6 protein-coding genes and 2 pseudogenes are annotated in these 17,508 nt (G+C 68.7%); 4 read left to right on the top strand and 4 right to left on the bottom strand.

From position 1 onward, the window contains the following. Window positions 1-109: 109 nt before the first annotated feature. Window positions 110-264, top strand: a pseudogene (locus FPZ41_RS48470) (IS5/IS1182 family transposase); the annotation flags it as partial. Between the two features lie 640 nt (window positions 265-904). Here the strand turns inward: FPZ41_RS48470 and FPZ41_RS50595 are convergent. From FPZ41_RS50595 to FPZ41_RS21850, 4 genes and pseudogenes are all read right to left on the bottom strand, one after another. Further along, window positions 905-1,038, bottom strand: a pseudogene (locus FPZ41_RS50595) (DUF899 family protein); the annotation flags it as partial. 543 nt (window positions 1,039-1,581) lie between these two features. Beyond that, on the bottom strand, window positions 1,582-3,654 hold the full coding sequence (locus tag FPZ41_RS21835; RefSeq protein ID WP_152865093.1) for an alpha-galactosidase: 2,073 nt from the start codon (window positions 3,652-3,654) through the stop codon (window positions 1,582-1,584). A gap of 164 nt (window positions 3,655-3,818) precedes the next feature. Further along, window positions 3,819-6,659: a hypothetical protein gene (locus tag FPZ41_RS21840; RefSeq protein WP_152865096.1), complete on the bottom strand. Its 2,841-nt coding sequence runs from the start codon at window positions 6,657-6,659 to the stop codon at window positions 3,819-3,821. 709 nt (window positions 6,660-7,368) lie between these two features. Continuing rightward, a complete protein-coding gene (locus FPZ41_RS21850; protein WP_152865098.1) occupies window positions 7,369-8,694 on the bottom strand; it encodes an ABC transporter substrate-binding protein in 1,326 nt (441 codons plus the stop codon). Window positions 8,695-10,166: 1,472 nt separating this feature from the next. Between FPZ41_RS21850 and FPZ41_RS21860 the strand changes: the two genes are divergently transcribed. The 3 genes from FPZ41_RS21860 to FPZ41_RS21870 form a co-directional block, all read left to right on the top strand. After that, complete coding sequence (locus FPZ41_RS21860) at window positions 10,167-12,185, top strand: right-handed parallel beta-helix repeat-containing protein (protein ID WP_322620551.1); 2,019 nt, start codon at window positions 10,167-10,169, stop codon at window positions 12,183-12,185. A gap of 173 nt (window positions 12,186-12,358) precedes the next feature. Continuing rightward, a complete protein-coding gene (locus FPZ41_RS21865) occupies window positions 12,359-14,347 on the top strand; it encodes a glycoside hydrolase family 97 protein (protein ID WP_152865102.1) in 1,989 nt (662 codons plus the stop codon). A gap of 1,220 nt (window positions 14,348-15,567) precedes the next feature. Next, window positions 15,568-17,508: SpoIIE family protein phosphatase (locus tag FPZ41_RS21870; protein WP_228022885.1), on the top strand; the 1,941-nt coding region annotated here is incomplete at its 3' end.

The raw sequence follows: 17,508 nt of genomic DNA on the forward strand, positions 1-17,508 counted from the left end.
GCCAGCATGCTCTCCGGCACGGTGGGTACGGGCTCACCGGCCGGCACGACTGACTCGTCGTGGACGCGATCGCAACCACGCCTGGCCCGGCCAAGTCCTCCACATCGAGATCACCCCGGTCATTGCCCGGCGCGGCACCGAGCACGGCTCCGGCCAGATCACCGCTGGGTGGTGGGGGGCACGCTTGCGCCGCTGCACTGGTTCCGCCGCCTACGCGTCCGCTGGGAGATCCGCGGCGGCATCCACCAGGCCCTCGTGACCTTGCTGACGAGGGCTGAAGACCTCATTCTGATCTCAGTCCTCAGAGCTCCAGGATTGAATGAGGGTGTGGCGGGACCGCCGGGCCCAATCGGCGCGGCGGCCCTGGTGTCGCGTCATCGAGCGGTGAGGACGTGCGCCCCACGCACCCCGCGCTGGTTGGCGAGGCCGACTTCATCACCGTCCAGAACCTCCGCGCCCGCCGAAACTCCGCACCAGGCCGCACCTATCTCCTGGCAGGCCTGCTGTGCTGCGGCGTCTGCGGCCGCCGCATGGAATCCCACTGGAGTCACCGCCGCCCCGGCTACCGGTGCCGCCACGGCCACACAAGCGCCACCCGCCCGCAACCCGGCCGCGCCCCCCATGCCTGTCTGCGCGAGGAGCATGTCCTGCCGCATCTGCCGGCCCTGCACCTCCGCCTCACCAGCCACATGGATCTTCACCGGCCGACGCCGGTGAGCCATGACTGGGCACAGCCCACCACCTCCCAGGCGATCGCCCACCTCCGCAGCGAGGCGATCTCGCTGACCTACAACCCCGCGATCAGAACCCTGACCACCGAAACACCGACGAAGGGAGAAAGCAGGCCCAGACCCCGAAACGACAAACTGACGGCGTACGCCAAGAACCGACTGCGAACGGCGCGTCAGTGGCCGTGCCGGCCGAGGGTCTCCACGCCGGTCGCGCGGGGCGGGTCCACTGCGGCACGGAGCGGCTGGTCGGGCCCCAGGTGGCGTTCCCGTCCGCGTCCGAGCGCCAGGACCAGCGCGGGCTGCGCTCCGTACGTCCACGCCAGGCCGGCAAGGTCACGTTGACGGACACCGACCGGGCTGTCCTCACCGGCCTGCTCCACCACCTCCCGATGGAGAAACCGCGACACCTTCTGCTGCTGGCACGGTCCCAACACGAACCTGCGCCGGCACCACGACCTGCTCAAACGGCGCCACGCCGCGACTCGTCTGCCCAAACAGCGCGGGGTTCGTCATCCTCGACGGCGCCCTGATCGCCACCGACCGCATCGCGGCGGACGAGCCGTACCGACCGACAGCCAGGCCGCCCGCCTGCGTAAAGCCTCACGCGGCGGACGGCCACCCGGCTTCGACGAGGAGCGGTACAAGAAGCGCAACACGGTCGAGCGAGCGATCAACAGGTTGAAGCAGTCCCGGGCCGTAGCCACTCGCTACGACAAACGCGGCTACGCTTTCCTCGGAACTGCCACCACAGTCGCCCTGATTATCTGGAGCCACATCAGCTTTGCGACACATGCCGCCGCCATGCGACGGTCGGCCATGGCCGCCACCAGACCTACGCCTGCCACCAGGCTCAGCAGGATGGCGACCCGTCCTCCGTCAGCCGTACGAGCAGGTATGCCGGGGTGGATGGGAACTCCACGGCGAGCTCCGAGCGGTGGGGATGCCAGGTCGCGGTGGCCGAGGGTGACGATGTGTGCAGGATGGTGGTACGCACCGCCCGGCCCGCCAGGTGTTGCACCGGGAGTGTGCAGGCGGCGGCGCCGTCCCGGCGCCATACCGACATGTAGGTCACGCCGTCCGCCCTCAGCCCCAGCGCCAACCACGGGTCTGTCCAGTCCGACAGACCGAGGGGCCAGAAGGGAACGGCCCGCGGGAGATCGTGCCGCAGCCCCTTGTACGTGTCCAACACCCGGCGTACCAGCGCCAGTTGGTCCGGCGTCATACGGTCCAGAAACCCGGAGAGATGGATCCGCCCCAGCAAGGCGTTACCCAGGGTGAATGCGCTCTCCTCGTCGGTGAAATCCGGCTGCGGATAAGCCCACACCGCTCCCTGCTCCGGGGGCACGACTGCGGGTGCGGCGGCCGCGATGGGCGCGTAGCGCAGGGAGTCCTGTTGGTCGCTGGTGGACTGCAGCTGTGTGACGGTGTGCGAGGCGCCTTCCATCCGCATGCCGCCGGACGCGCAGTTCTCGATCACGAGGCCCGGGTAGCGCTCGTGCAGGGACGACAGCCAGTCCAGCCAGGCCCGGCCGTGCCCGAGCAGGGGGCCGCCTGGGGAGACGGTGATGTTGTAGTCGAGTTTGAGGTAGCCGACGCCCCACTCGCCGACGATCCGGTCGACGACCGCGTCCAGATGGGCGCGGGCGGCCGGGTGGCGCAGATCCAGATGGTGGCGGCCGTTCTCGGCGACCCGTATGCCGTCCTGGTGCACGAAGGCTTCGTCGGGAAGCGATCGCGCGATGGGGCTGCGCACGCCCACCACCTCCGGTTCCAGCCACAGCCCGGGCACCATGGCCCGGCTGCGGATGTGGGCCAGGACCGCCGCGAGACCGCCGTCGGGAAAGCGCGACGTGGCGGGCAACCACTCGCCCACGCTGTCCCACCAGCCCTGCGCGTCGTCGTCGTACCAGCCCGCGTCGATGCAGAAGTACTCGGCGCCGACCGAGGCCGCCGCGTCGATGAGCGGCAGCAGCTTGTCGGTCGTAGGGTCACCCATCAGCGTGTTCATGAAGTCGTTGAAGACGACGGGCAGCGCGGTGTGGTCGGGGTGCGGACGGCGTGCGGCACGGCGGTACGCGGTGAGAGCGGACATCGCGTCGTCGAAGCCGGAGCCGAGGGCGAGGGCCGCGGGCTCGGACCTGAACTCCTCGCCGGGTGCGAGGCGTTCACGCCACTGGTGTTCCACGTCGGTGGGCCCGCCGAGCGCGAGGTACGTACCGCCTTCGCACTCGCCGGCGTCCCAGCGCCAGGCAACCGTGGAGTCGATCTGCCACAGCCAGGTCCGGCCGTCGGTGCGGTCCGACAGCGCTCCCATGGCCAGATGCCCGTCGGTGGGCCAGCTGCCGCGGCTGCTCACCGCCAGACGGGCGGCGCTGTTGTGTGCGTGCATCTCCCGGCTGATGTCCGGCACATGGCGGCGCAGCGGCTCGGTGAACCAGCGGCATTCGGCCAGCCAGTCGTTGCGCGCGCGGTGCACGTCGAGTGCGTCGGGCGACGGAAGCCCGCCCAGCAGGAGGCTGGAGACGGACCGCAGGACCAGGGTCTTGGGGCCGTCGTTGCGCAACCGGACCTCGGAGCGCACGACGGGCACGCCGTCCGGGGAGGAGAGCACAAGCTCGGCGGTCAGGCCGCTCGCCGGGTCGTGGAGCTCGACCGTGAGCCGGTGCCAGTCGCCGTCGCGCTCGGTGCGGTGGTCGCGGTGGCGCAGTCGGCCGCCGAGGGCGGAGGGGAGGAAGCGCGGCCTGTTCCCGCCATAGCCCCGGCCGAGCACGGCGATATCGACGAGAGGAAGGGCGGCGTCCGGACCCCCGGACTGCTCGGGGTCGCCGGGCCGGGCCAGGCGGGTGATCCGGAGCGCCCCGTCGGCTCCGGCGGCGAAGCCGACGGTGAGTGCCGAGTGGCCCCAGGTGAGCGTGGTCTGCATGGCGTCCTTCCAGAGTGGGTGCAGGTGCGTCCGATCGGCGCCGACCGCTCGGGGGAGACCGCCAAGACCGGTGGCCGGGCCGTGGCGGGTCGGACAGGAGTCCGGGCGCGGGCCGTGGAATGCGTCGTACGGCTTGTCCGGCGAATGGCAGTGAGAGGTGTTCCTCAAGGCCGGTGTGAGGTCACGACCTTGATCCGCACGTCGTATCCGGCCGGGACGCGTCCGATGACAGTTCGGTCCGCTGGGGTGGCCGTCGTCTCGGCGAAGACGAAACCGTCCCTCGTCTCGTAGGCGACCCGCGCCCTGTGCGCGGGCCCGTCGCAGGGCAGCGTGATCCGGATCCAGCCGTCCGCCGAGTAGCGCGTCCCGTCACGGTCCCGGACCAGCCCGGCGGCCACGGCGGCGTCGCCGTCGGCGGTGATGCGGTGGTAGCGGTGGCGCAGATCCCGGCCGTTGCCCAGGTAGAGATACCGCAATCTCCCCGCGTTGGTGCAGACCACGCCGAAGGCGCCCGTGAAGTCGAGGTCGCGGTGCGGGGAGTGCGCCTCGGTACCGGCGGAGCTGAGGACGTACTCGGTACGGCCGCGCAGTTCCCCGGGGCCGTCGCTGCGGACCCGCAAGCCCGTGAACGTGCCGCCCTCGGCTAGGCGGGTGACCTCCCGGACTGTTCCGGCGCCGTCCGTGGCCGGTTCGAAGACGGACACGAAGGGTGCGGTCGCGGCGTTGTTGCCCTGCTGGCGGACGATCAGCGTCGCCGTGGTCTGCGGCTTCTGATTGACGGCGTTCGGAGTGACGTTGGTGTTGACTGTGGTACCGGGGCCGTCGACTCGGTACACCGTGCGTCCCTCCCTGCCCAGCATCCACATCCGCATGTCGATACGGGGGCTGCTGTCCGAGGCGTTGACGGTCCAGGTGGCGCGCAGATCGCCGTCGTGACCGGCGCTGACCGGGTTGGTGAAGTACTTGTAGCCGGCGTTGGCTGCGGTCCCCAGGTCACTCGCCGCGGTCAGGTCCAGTGGGGTGCCGTGGGCGTCCGCGAGTGTCAGGCCCTGACCGAGGTTGTGGTGGATGTAGTCGTTGTCGGCCTGGTCGGAACGGAAGACGTCGACGTAGTAGCCGGTGGTGTCCGAGGTTCGGATGATGGCGACCTGGCGCCGTTTCTCGTCCGCCGAGACGTCGGTGAACTGCGCGTACTGCGATATCTGCGTCGTGTTGACGAAGGCGTCCGCCGGGGGTGCCGGCTCCATCGCGTTCACGGTGATCGGACCGTAGGCGTAGCCGGGGACGATGGTGTTCGCGCCGGCCGGCCCCTTGCTGTAGACGTAGTCCGCGCTCGTGTACGACTCGTACGACTTGCAGTTCGGCGACAGCGCCCAGCCCTGGCCGTACAGCTGGATGGCGAGCCCGTTGGGGTTGAGGTGGTCGGTGCTGTTGCAGCCGCCGTACACGGTCGTCATGAGGCCGGCCGCCACGTCGTTCCGGTTCTTCATCGTGATGTGGCGGTGGTGCGGGGAGTAGGCGGTGCGTATGTCAGTCGTCGAGTCGTCGGTGGTCGGCAGATCGACGCCGAAGATGATGTCCAGAGGGGAGGACAGGGCGTTCCGGTTGTACTGGCCGGCCGACATGGCATTGGAGAGCACCTCCGCGACCTGCGCCGCGTTTGTGGTGTCCCCGGTGGCGGTGTAGTAGGTCAGCAGCCGCTCGAAGGCCGTGTACCCGGGCGACCCGCCGCGGCCGTCCCCGAAGACGACCATGTTGCCCCGCGCGTCGAGCCAGGGCCCCATCGCGAGGGACGCGCGGCGGAGGACGTCGTTGCCCGCGATGGTGTCCGTGCCCTGTCGCCTGACCGGCGCCGCCAAGTCCAGCAGTGTGCCGACCGTCCCGAACGAGTACGCGGGAGACTCGTGCCACAGGCCGGTGACCTTGTCGTACTCCGTCAGGATGTCCGGCAGCGCCGTGTGGTACTGGGTCGTGGTGGTCGTGTAGAAGGCGAGGTAGTAGTCGCGCCCCTTGCCATCGGCGTACTGGTCGTCCGGATCCAGGGCCATCATCGCCGGGACGATGCCGGCGAAGCCGTTGACGTTCCAGTTGCCTGTCGCGATGCCACGTACCAGACCGATGTCGATGAAACGCTTGAAGACCTCCGTCGACAGTTCCTTCAGGCCTTTGCCGATCTCCACGGCGTGCGGGTGGGGATGGGCGTCGAGGTAGTCGTACAGGAAGTCGTAGACGACTGCGGCCAACCCGCCCATGGGGTCGTGGATGACCTCGTAGTCGTAGTAGCCGCAAATACCGCCCGGCTCGTAACCACCCGGCCCGCCCAAGGACTTGGTCGGGTCCAGCATGGGCTTCATGTAGTACACGCCCATCAGCCACTGCCAGTAGATGCCGGAGGCGAAGGCGGCGTACTTCTCCTCGCCCGTCACCCAGTGCAGGAAGGCCGCGCGCTGGGCGAGACCGAGGATCTCCTCGTTGTTGAGGCGGATCATGTGGCCGGTCTCGGGGTACGGGACGGTCACGCCGTCCTGGTTGACCATCGAGCCGTCCTCGCTGTACGCGAGGCGCTGCTCCAGTGGTGGGTTCTTGTTGGAGTTCCAGCCGCGGGTCGCGTCGAAACGCACGGTCGGCACGGGCGCGTTGCCCTCGCCGTAGTCGAAGTTCTGCTTCTTGACGTAGACCTGGGTGTAGCGCTGCCCCTCCTTCCAGTACATCGACATTCGGGACAGGATCCACTCCGGATCGCTCTGGTGCCGGTCGGCGAGCGGGCCGATGACCGCCTTGAGCTGCTCGACGGACGCCTTGGCCCAGTCACTGTTCGTGATCTTGTCGATCAGCGCCTCCTTCTCGGAGGCGTCCGTGTAGATCCACGGGTGGGTGAGATCGGCGGGGGCCGTCGCGTCCGCGGTCGCCGCGTGGGCGGCACCGGTCAGCGGCGGCAGAGCGAGGGCGAGTCCGCCTCCTGCGGCGAGGAGCAGCAGTCTGCGGCGTGCGATGTTCTGCGGCACTCGATGTCCCTTCTTGTTCGCGGCCATTGCGGCTCGTGGCCGGGCACCGGCGCGAAGTTGCGGTACCGGCGGGAGGGTTCAGGTGATGGAGGCGAGAGGGTTCAGGTGATGGAGAGGGCGTCCGGGTCACTGGATGGGCGAACCGCTCACCCGGCCGGCGGGCGCAGTTCGGCGAGAGCGGTGCCGTCGAGCGGCCGTTTCTTGCAGCCGCAGATCGGGTCCTGCCTGACCGCTGTTCGGCCGGTCAGGGATTTCGAGGCCCGAAGGGGCGCGGTGGCTCCGCGCCCGGCTCCGCTCGTCGGCGCGCCGAACGCCACTATGGCGCGGCCATGATGGCCGCGGTCCGGGTGTTGCTCTCGCTGGGTGGTTGCCCCTCTCTGAAGAGGAATCGAAACCGCTTTCTCCGCAGTCGGATCGGCCGGCGGGCTTTGGCAGCGGCGCGGCCCTTCTGATGGATCTCCGTGGAAGAAGGAGCGGCGTCCGGTGCGTGCGGCGTGAAGGGTCATGTGACGGAGCCACCTGTCCCTTCACGCCGTGCGCCCTGCGCCGTGCGGCGAGCGGCGAGCGGCGAGCGGCGAGCGGCGAGCGGCGAGCGGCGAGCGGCGAGCGGCGAGCGGCGAGCGGCGAGCGGCGAGCGGCGAGCGGCGAGCGGCGAGCGGCGAGCGGCGAGCGAGCGTGCCGGACGCCGCGGAGATCCATCAGAAGGGCCCTAGCCCTTGACGCTGGTGCCGCGCGACTTCAGGTCCTTGACCGTCCACTCCTGCATGTGCGCCAGCAGGTCCGTCACCTTCTCCTCCTTGCTGACCACCTTGGCCCACTGGTTCTGCAGCTCCGTGAACATCGCGGCCGAGTTGGGACCCCAGGTCCAGTCGGTGGTGACGGTGCCAAGGCTGTCGGTCACGACCCTCTTGGCCGGCTCGAAGTTGTCCCCTAGCAGCTTCTGGGAGATCGTCCCGTCGACGTAGGAGTCGCTGTCGGCCAGCGCAGGCATGACGCCATTGCCGGTGGTCGGGCTCGCCATGATCTTGACCGCGTCGGTGTTCGTCGACATCCACAGCGCCGCCTGAGCGGCCTGCTCCTGGTACTTGCACTGCTTGGTCACCAGCGTCAGACCGCCGGTCAGATTGGTGCCCGCGGGCGTCTTCGCAGCCTCGCCCTCGAACGTCGGCCACGGCGAGAGCGCCCACTTGCCGAAGGACTCGGTGAAGTTCTGCACCATGCCGGCCGTCTGCCAGGTGGAGATCTGCCGGGTCACCGTGCCGGCGTTGTCGTAGTTGCGCTGGACGCCCGTGTAGTCGGCGAAGGACAGCTTGGAGTTGAGGTCGTTGTCGATGATCTCCTGAATCACCTTCGCGGCCTTCAGGGTCCCCCGGTCCTGAAAGTCCACTTTCCAGGAGTCGCCGTCGATGGAGTACCAGTGCGCGCCGGCCTGCATGGCCAGCAACTGCAGGGTGCTGGGGTCCTCGCCGGCATAGTTGGTGATCTTGATGCCGTCCTTCTTCAGCGCCTTGCCCGCGGCGATGAAGTCGTCCCAGGTCTCGGGCGCCTTCAGGCCGTACTTCTGGAAGATGTCGGTGCGGTAGATCGTGAACTGGGGTGCCGAGCTGGTCGGGACGCCGTACACCCTGTCCTGCACCTGCGCGGTGGCCCACGATCCGGCGTTGAACTTGTCCTTGCTGGACTCGACGTACTTCGTGATGTCGGCGAGGGCGTCCTGGGACACCCAGTTGGTCACATACTCGGCGGTGTTCTGCAACAGGCAGGGAGCGTTCCTTGCCTTGACGGCGTTGGCCAGTTGCTTCTGCATGGTCAGCTGGTCGGTGACCTTGGTGTACTTCAGCTTGACGTCCTCGTGGCTCGCGTTGAACGCCTTGACGACGGCTTCCTGGCCGTTCGCCCAGCCCCAGAAGTCGAGGGTGACCGGGCCGGCGGACTTGCTGTCGTCGGAGCCGGGACCGCCGCAGGCGGAGATCAGACCTGCCAGTGCGAGGCCCACGACTGCGACGAACCTTCTCCAGGGGCTTGTGGGGTTCATCGTGCGGTCATCCTTAGAAACGTAGACGATCACGGAAGAGGAAGAGCGACTTGGTCGGGCGCGACAGCGAGCGCGGCAGCCGTCGACTCGTGTCTCGAAGCTCATGCGGAAGCTATAGAAAACGGTTGCTGTGCAACGTAGGTGTCGGACTCTGCTGCATGCAAGAGTCCTACGGCACTTTGTTGGCCGGCCGTTCGCCACGTTGCGTGCCGTTGCCGCCTGCCTGTTCGTCATGTCGATGCGAGGATGCAGGTCAAAGGCGCAAAGGCCCGATCCCCAGTGCCGCGCGAGCGGCGCGCGATCGGCAAGGCGTTCTCGAAAGCGCTTACGTAACAGATGCCGTGAGGCGTGCCAACCGTCGGGAAGTGCGAGGACATGGGTGCCCAGCACCAGGCGCTCGCCGTCCGCGCTCCCGCGCCGGCCCGGTCCGCCTTCGCCCCGGTCGGCGACGGCCCGGAGCACGACAGGGCCCATCTCCTCGTACGGCACGTGCGTGGTGGTCAGTTGTGCGGCGGCCAGCAGACAGCAGGTGGCCGGCCATCGCGCAGGCGCCGCTCGCGCTGTCGTAGTCGACCGTCGTCACCGGCGGGCGAAGGCGTCCTTCCCGGCGAGAGGAAGTTCGGACGTCCTGCCGGAACTGGGGCGCCCGAACGCCTTGTTCGACCGCTCGGCGATGGTGCAGTCGCTGTGGGAAGCAAGGTGCCGTCGACGAGCAGGACCGTGCCCTTGAGGACGGGAATGCCCACCCTCCCGTCGCGGCCCAGCGCAGCGCAGCGCAGCCACGAACTTGCCGGAGCGACCCGGGGACCAGGTCGGCAAGGGGCTATCGAGAACGGCCGACCCTCGATTTCAAACACGTACCAACAGTCTCCTCCGCTTGCCGGCGCGCCATCCGGCTCACGGAACCCGCCCTGCATCGACGTTCCCGGAATCACGGTAGGCGGTAACCGAGACCGGGGCACTATCACGAACTCCGAGGAAAGCGGCATCAGCCATTTCCGTATCCACGATCATATCGCCAGGGAAACCCAGTCAGTACCGCCATATCGTCGAATTCCCGCGACGCCGAAGTACGGTACAGCGCAACGTTCCGATACAGACACTGAACGGGAAATTCACTCTCATCCTGCAACGGTCTGCCGGCACCTGCACCGCCCTGTCGTGCCGACCGCGCGACAGGGCGGTCGGCACGACAGGGCGGTGCAAACCCGAGTCCAGGGCGGGGGCGGACGGAGGCGTAGGAAGCGGGGCACACCTCGCATGCCCATGACCTCGGTCGGCTCTTCACGCTGAGTTCCAGCGAAAGTTTCGCAATTCTCCCCGCGGGTTCGACTTGCGCTTGCTTCACCTATGCTCCGGTCGGCAAACGCCTACTCGAAGGTCTTCACCGCGAGATGAGGAGAAACGACATGCCTCTATGGAGACAACGCCGACGACGGTGCGCTCATTCGATCGGAGTGGGATTGGCCGTTGTGGGACTGATGGCCGTCGTGCTGAGTCCGGCGGCGGCGAACGACGACGAGTCGGGCGGCGGTGCCGCCGTCGGCGGCCGGACGGTCGAGACGACGCTTTTCCCCGTCATCGACACGGACACGGTGGGCACGACCAACCAGGACCGCAGCTGGGCCGACACCCTTACGGTGAACAACGCAGGCGGGCTCGACGCACCCGATTCGATGGCAGCCTTCGTCCAGTTCAAGGTCGGCGACGGCGCGGTGGCTCCGGGAGCAGTCGTGAAGGCCCGGCTGGTCCTCACCACAACGCCGCGGTCCGCGGAGGGGAAGGACATCAAACTGGCCACCGGCATGTTCACGAACGACTACTGGAACGCTCTGAACCCGCGCAGGGCCGATCCCTCCTTCATCCTCACAGGGGCGACCAAGCCAGCGGTCACGGCCATCGAGGGGGCCGAAGCCCCTCTCGCGACGCGGCGCGGAACCACCACCTATCAGGCGGAGGTTACAGCGGCGATGGCCGCGGAGCGCGAGGGAGACGGCTTCCTCTCCCTGCGCGTGTGGAACGAGACGGCAGGCGGTCGGGCCGCGGAGTTCTATTCCGACTCCGGCGCGTACGGAGACCTGCGTCCTCGGCTGGTCGTGACCTCCCGGACGGACCTGAGTACGGCCCGCGACCACGCTGAGGCGGCGTCAGATCTGGCCGCCGTGTCCCGCGCCATCGCCAGGCGCGCGGACCACGCGGTCGAGGACCTCCCGATGCCCGACCGCGGCCGGCGAGGTTCGTCGATCTCATGGTGGTCGTGGGACGAGCAGCACCTGCGGGACGACGGCACCGTCACCCGCCCCGCCGACTCCCTACCCGACGCTACCGTCTTCGTCGACGTCACGATCGCCAAGGGTGAGGTGAGACTCAAGGACCGGTTCCGGGTGGTGATCCCCCACGAGACCCGCTCCGGGGAGGAGGCCCCCGAAGTGGACGCGGCCGTGAGGCCCGTGAAAATCGAGGGGGAAGTACTCGATCTGATCGCCTCGAAATGGGACGACGACTTCACTCACGTCACCTACCCACGTCAGGCCCTTGACCACCAGGTGGCCGTGAGCACCGGCGAGTCGATCCAGGCCGCCGTCAACCAGGTCGGCGCGGCCGGCGGCGGTGTGGTCAGACTCGGCGAGGGGGTGCATGAACTGGACGCGCCTCTCGACCTCCGTGATCGTGTGACACTGGTCGGCGCCGGGCAGGGCAGAACCGTCGTGCGCTACTCGGGGCCGGACTACGCCATCGGCACGACGGACAAGCAGCTCACCGACGTGGTCATCAAGGGCATGACGCTGGAGGGAATCCGGGGTGACCTCGACGCCCCCACCGGTATCTACTTCGCGGGCGCCGACCCCGTCAGCGCCCGGCACCAGCGGATCGCCCTTCAGGACCTGACCGTGCAGAACTTCGGCGGTCACGGCATTCACATGAAGCGGACCAGCGACATCATCACGGACCGCCTGACGTCCATGTACAACGGCGAGCGGCACAGCCTTTTCCACAACGTCTACTGGCTCTTCGACAACAACATCCTCCAGTCGGACGCCGACATGTCCAAGCCGATCAGGGGCAAGGGCGCCAAGTACACCTCGACCGCCAACGTGATCGTGCAGCGGGCCGAGATCCGGCACACCACTCGCAACGCCGTCCAGGCCGACGGAAGCGACGACGAGCGGATCTTCTTCCACCGGTTCGACATCAGCGGTGCCGGGGCGACGGCACTGTGGATGATCTGCGAGATCTTCCACAACCCCGGCCAGTACACGGAGGACCCCGCGTACTCTCCGCGCCGGGTGATCATCAACCGGTCGAACATCGTGAACAACAAGCGAGGCGGTGTCTGGAAGATCGTCACGGACGTCCAGGTGCTGAACAGCCGCTTCGACAACATCGACAGCGATCTCATGCTGCTGAAAACCCACCCCGTCTACCGCAACACCACATTCACCCATGTGCCCGAGCACTACACCGACCGCTATGACGTGCCGGACCTCTGACCGGTGTTGCCAGGCCGAACACCGCGTAAGCGACCGGGGCCGGGCATAACCCACGTTGGCTCCGGCGTAGGCATGCCAAGTCGGTAAGCGGTTACTACCGAAATTCCACTCGCGCCAAGAGATACCGCCAAGAGATATATCGATGCGATCACCGAAGGAGAGGTCCCTTCACGATGAGCACCGAAGGACACCAGGAAGAACCCATCGCGAACCGAGTCGGCCGCCCGGGGGCACTGTCCCGCCGGGGGATACTCAAGAGCGCGGCCGTCACCGTCGGGACGGCCGCGGTAGGGCTCGGCACCACGCGGCCGTCCCACGCGGCGGACGCCCCGGTCAGTGCCACCGCCACAGCACGCATGGGCGGCACCTCCATCACGATGTCGGTCGTGGAGGGAGCCCTCACGTGGTCCGCCACCCGCAACGGCAAGACGGTGATCGACACCTCGGCCCTCGGCATCCGCCTGAGCGACGACACCGTCCTCGGCAGCGATGTGAGGGTGACCCGGCACCAGCGGCGCACCGTCCATGACACCTGGTCCGCGGTGTACGGGCGCAACGCCACCGTCGCCGACCACTACCAGGAGCAGCGCTGGACTCTCCAGGACACGGCCTCGGGCGTACGCTTCGGCGTCCGGATCCGCGCTTACAAGAGCGGCGTCGCTCTACGCTACGTCCTCCTCGACACCGGCACCGGCACCGGCACCGCCACCATCTCCGACGAACTCACGACGTTCGTCTTCCCGGACAACACCACCGTCTACAGCGCCCGCGACGAGGACGCCTACAACCCGGTCGCCCCCGACGCGATCCCGCCCACCGGAAAGCCGACCACGGACAACGGCCCCCTCACCGACCTGCCGCTGACAGCCACCCTCGCGGGCGGGTTCATCGCCTGCGTCTGCGAGTCCTCCCGGGTGAACTTCCCGCGTCTGATGCTCAGTTCGGTCTCCGGGCAGCCGGGCACCCTCGCCGCCTTCCTCATGGAGCACACCGCCCGCGGCACCGGAGAGGCCGCGGAAACCACCACGGTCACGACCCCGTTCGCCACGCCCTGGCGTGCGGTGGTGATCGGGACCACGCACGCCGAACTGGTCGACAACGCCGAACTGGTGCTCAACCTGGCCCCTGTCAACGCCCTCGCCGACACCTCGTGGATCAAGCCGGGCAAGGTCTTCCGCTGCGAACTCACCACCGCCGCCGGCCTCGCGGGCGTCGACTTCGCCGTGGCCCGCGGCCTGCAGTACATCGAGTACGACACCGGCTGGTACGGGCCCGAGTGGACCACCCCCGAGGCCACGACCCCGATCACCGCCATCGACCTGCCGTCCGTCATCTCATACGCCGCCGGGAAGGGCATCGGCGTCTTCCTCTACGTCAACCAGCTCGCGCTGACCGACACGGACTCACTCTTCGGCCTCTACAAGAGCTGGGGTGTCGCGGGTATCAAGCTCGGCTTCATCAACGACGGCACCCAGGCGATGACCAACGAGATCACCGGCTGGGCCGAAACAGCCGCCAAGTACCAGCTGCTGATCGACATGCACGACAACGTGCGCCCGTTCGGCTATGAGCGCACGTACCCGAACTACCTCAGCATGGAAGGCGTACGGGGCAACGAGCAGTTCCCGACCGCCACCCACAACGTGACGCTGCCCTTCGCCCGCAATATTGGCGGTCCGATGGACTACACCATCTGCTACGGGCAGTCGCGCAACAAGACGACCAACGCCCACCAGATGGCGATGGCCGCGGTGTACTACCAGCCCCTCAATTTCCTTTTCTGGTACGACAAGCCCTCCAAGTACGCCAACACCGCGGGCTGGCCCGGGCTGCCCTGGTTCAACGCGATCCCCACGACCTGGGACGAGAGCAGGACCCTGGCCGGTTCGATCGGCGAGTACGTGGCCGTCGCCCGCCGCAACGGCTCCACCTGGTACCTGGGGGCGATGACCAACGAGGCGGCCCGGACGCTGTCGATCCCGCTCTCGTTCCTGGACGACGGGACGGCCTACACGGCGACCGTCTACGCCGACGGCACGCCGGGCAGCAGCCCGTACCAGACCCCGGTCGTGGTCCGCACCCGGACGGTCACCCCGGAGACCACGCTGGACGTGGCCATGGCCGGCGCGGGCGGCCAGGCGATCATCCTGACGCCGAGCTGACCCCGGGCAGCAGGCGCACCCACCGACCGAGGCCCCGGGACGCATGAGTCCCGCGGCCGCACGAACGCGACCGAGAGCGTCAACGCCCGCACCTGCCAAGGTCTGCGGGGCCAGCGGGCACTTCCCCAACGAGGCGCCGCCAAGCGGTGAGGGCGGGCGAATCCTGGTGGGTCCGGCCGCCCTCAGGGGATTCATGCTGTGATCATCACGTTCAGCGTCGAACTGCCACCGGGCTCAGCAGGATGGCGACCCTTCGTCCGTCAGCCGTACGAGCAGGTGTGCCCGCGTGGACGGGACATCCGCGGCGAGCTCAGAGCGGCCGGGATGCCGGGACGCGGTGGCCGAGAGGGACGACGCGTGCCGGATAGTGGTGCACACCGCCTGGCCTGCCAGGTGCTGTACCCGGAGTGCGCAGTCTGCGCCGCCGTCCCGGCGCCCTACCGACACATTGGTCAGACCCGGCCAGAGAGGTGCCGCCTGCGGGAGATCGTGGTGACGGCGGTCGCCTCGATCGCGAGCGGCACCGTGCTCCGCAATGGCGATCAGGTACTCCGGATGCCGTCGCTCCACACCCCTCCTCCCGCCCCACGTCTGAGCCATACCTGGTCGCCCGGCGGCATCCGTATCGAACTCCCGCGGCCAACACCCCCAGGTGCCGGCGGTGCTCGTTCCCGCCCGACGGGGAGACACGGTGACACGGCGTCGCGCCGTCCTCCGGAGGCCTGTCGCCTCAACGCCCTGGAGGCCGTGTCCACCACGCGAGAGGTGGTCTTCGACCTCGCGCGACCCGGTGGTTCATCTGGGCCCGGCTGCAGCACACCGCACCTGGGGCAAATCATGGACTTGCGGCAGTACGCTGGTCGCTGCGCGCGGAGGAAGGGCGCGGTGCCGGTGCACCAGGGTCTGGCCGGAGCCGGTCTCCCAATCCGCCAAGTACTCCTGCGCCCGGTGAACTCGTCCGGAACACCGCAGAGCCGGCATCCTGCCGTGCCGCAGCACCATTCTCACCGGCCCGCCTCCCGCCCCGTTTCAACTCCCGGCATCGGTCTTGTGGCTGCCCATGTGATCGACTCCAGGGCCTACAAGCGCAAGATAGGCATATGTCTGGATTTCGAATCCGATCCAGCCCTACCTCGGATGCTCGGTCCTCGGACGGTTCCGCTCGCAGCCGACGTGAGGGCCCGCCTTCGGTTCTGAGTGTCCGCAGTGTCGTCGGCCAGATGTTCGTGCTGCAGGTGGCGGTCGTGGTACTGCTTGCCATCGGTGCCATCGTCATGCTCGTGCTGGCTGCCCAGCGCGAGAGCGCCCGCGAAGCCGGCAATCGTTCACTCGCTGTCGCTCAGGGCCTTGCCAGCTCTCCGGGGCTCGTGGAAGCCCTGGCGTCCCCTGATCCCACCGCAGTGCTGCAGCCGAGGGTCAAGGAGGCCGCGAAAGGCTCCGGCGTGGACTTCCTATCCGTCTTGAACCGGGACGGAATCCGCTACGCCCATTCCAGCTTGCCTGAGCTCATCGGCACGCAGGCCCCCACGAACATGGCTCCCCTGTTGGCCGGGCGGACGGTGGAAGGAAAGGCCGTGGGCCGTCTCGGCCCGCAGATCCGTGTCTTTGTCCCCGTCAAGAAACCCGATGGCTCGGTGGTCGGCGCGATCGGTTCCGGGGTGACGCTCAAGCATGTCACCGACAGGGTCACAGAGCAGCTGCCGGCCGTACTGGGCGCCGCCGCCGGCGCGGTGGCCGTCACCACGGGCGGAGCGGCGCTGCTCAGCCGACGGCTGCTGCGCCAGACCCACGGCCTGGGCCCCGCCGAGATCACCCGGATGTACGAGCACCACGATGCGGTCCTGCACTCGGTACGGGAGGGGGTGCTGATCGTCGGTGGCGACGGGCGTCTGCTGCTGGCCAACGACGAGGCGCGCCGACTGCTGGACCTGCCGCCGGACGCGGAGGGGCATCATGTAACCGGCCTCGGCCTGGAGGGGCGCACGGCCGGGCTGCTGACCACCGGCCGGACGACCACCGACGAGGTCCATCTGGCCGGGGACCGGCTGCTGGCGGTCAACGCTCGGCCGACGGACCGTGCGGGCGGACCTGCGGGCAGCGTCGTGACACTGCGGGACACCACCGACCTGCGGGCGCTCGCGGGCCGGGCCGAGGGAGCGCGGGAGCGATTGCGGCTGCTGTACGAGGCGGGGATGCGGATCGGCACCACGCTGGATGTGGTGCGCACTGCCGAGGAGTTGGCGGAGGTGGGGACCCTGCGGTTCGCCGACATGGTCACTGTCGAGCTGGCAGAGCCGGTGGTGCGGGGCGGGGAGCCGACCGAGGGGGGCACCGAGATGCGCCGCACGGCTGCCCGAGGCGTCCGGCAGGACTCGCCGCTCCACTCGGCGGGCGAAGTGATCAGATTCGCGCCCACTTCGCCGATGGCGTCGAGCATGGCCGGCGGCCGGGCGGTCCTTGAGGCCGATCTGAGTGCGGCGGACGGCTGGCGGGCCCAGGATCCCGAGCGAGCCCGGCGGGTCCTGGACTACGGCGTCCACTCGCTGATCAGTGTGCCGCTGCGGGCGCGGGGCGTGGTGCTGGGGCTGGCCGACTTCTGGCGCGGCGAGGGCTCCGAGGCATTCGGGGAGGAGGACCTGTCCTTCGCCGAAGAGCTGGCGGCGCGTGCCGCGGTGTGCATCGACAACGCCCGCCGCTACACCCGCGAGCACGCCACCGCCGTCACCCTCCAGCGCAGCCTGCTGCCCCGCTCCCTGCCCGAGCAGTCAGCCGTCGAGGTGGCGTACCGCTACCTGCCGGCGAAGGCCGGGGTGGGCGGGGACTGGTTCGACGTCATCCCCCTGCCGGGGGCCCGGGTGGCCCTGGTCGTCGGCGATGTCGTCGGCCACGGCCTGCACGCCGCGGCCACGATGGGCCGCCTGCGCACCGCCGTCCACAACTTCTCCGCCCTGGACCTGGCCCCCGACGAGTTGCTGGCCTACCTCGACGAGTTGGTCGCGCATATCGACGCCGACCAGGCCACCACCGAGAAGGAAGCGCCGACCATTACCGGCGCCACCTGCCTGTACGCCATCTACGACCCGGTTACCGGGATGTGCACCATCGCCCGCGCCGGCCACCTCGGCCCCGCCCTGGTCCACCCCGACGGCACCGTCACCTTC

The sequence above is a fragment of the Streptomyces acidicola genome (genome assembly GCF_009377235.1).
Lineage (GTDB): Bacteria > Actinomycetota > Actinomycetes > Streptomycetales > Streptomycetaceae > Streptomyces > Streptomyces acidicola.

What these genes read in the sequence shown, in the direction of transcription:
- FPZ41_RS21835 (WP_152865093.1), bottom strand. Translation starts at nt 3,654, where the DNA reads ATGCAGACCACGCTCACCTGGGGCCACTCGGCACTCACCGTCGGCTTC.
- FPZ41_RS21850 (WP_152865098.1), bottom strand. Translation starts at nt 8,694, where the DNA reads ATGAACCCCACAAGCCCCTGGAGAAGGTTCGTCGCAGTCGTGGGCCTC.
- FPZ41_RS21865 (WP_152865102.1), top strand. Translation starts at nt 12,359, where the DNA reads ATGAGCACCGAAGGACACCAGGAAGAACCCATCGCGAACCGAGTCGGC.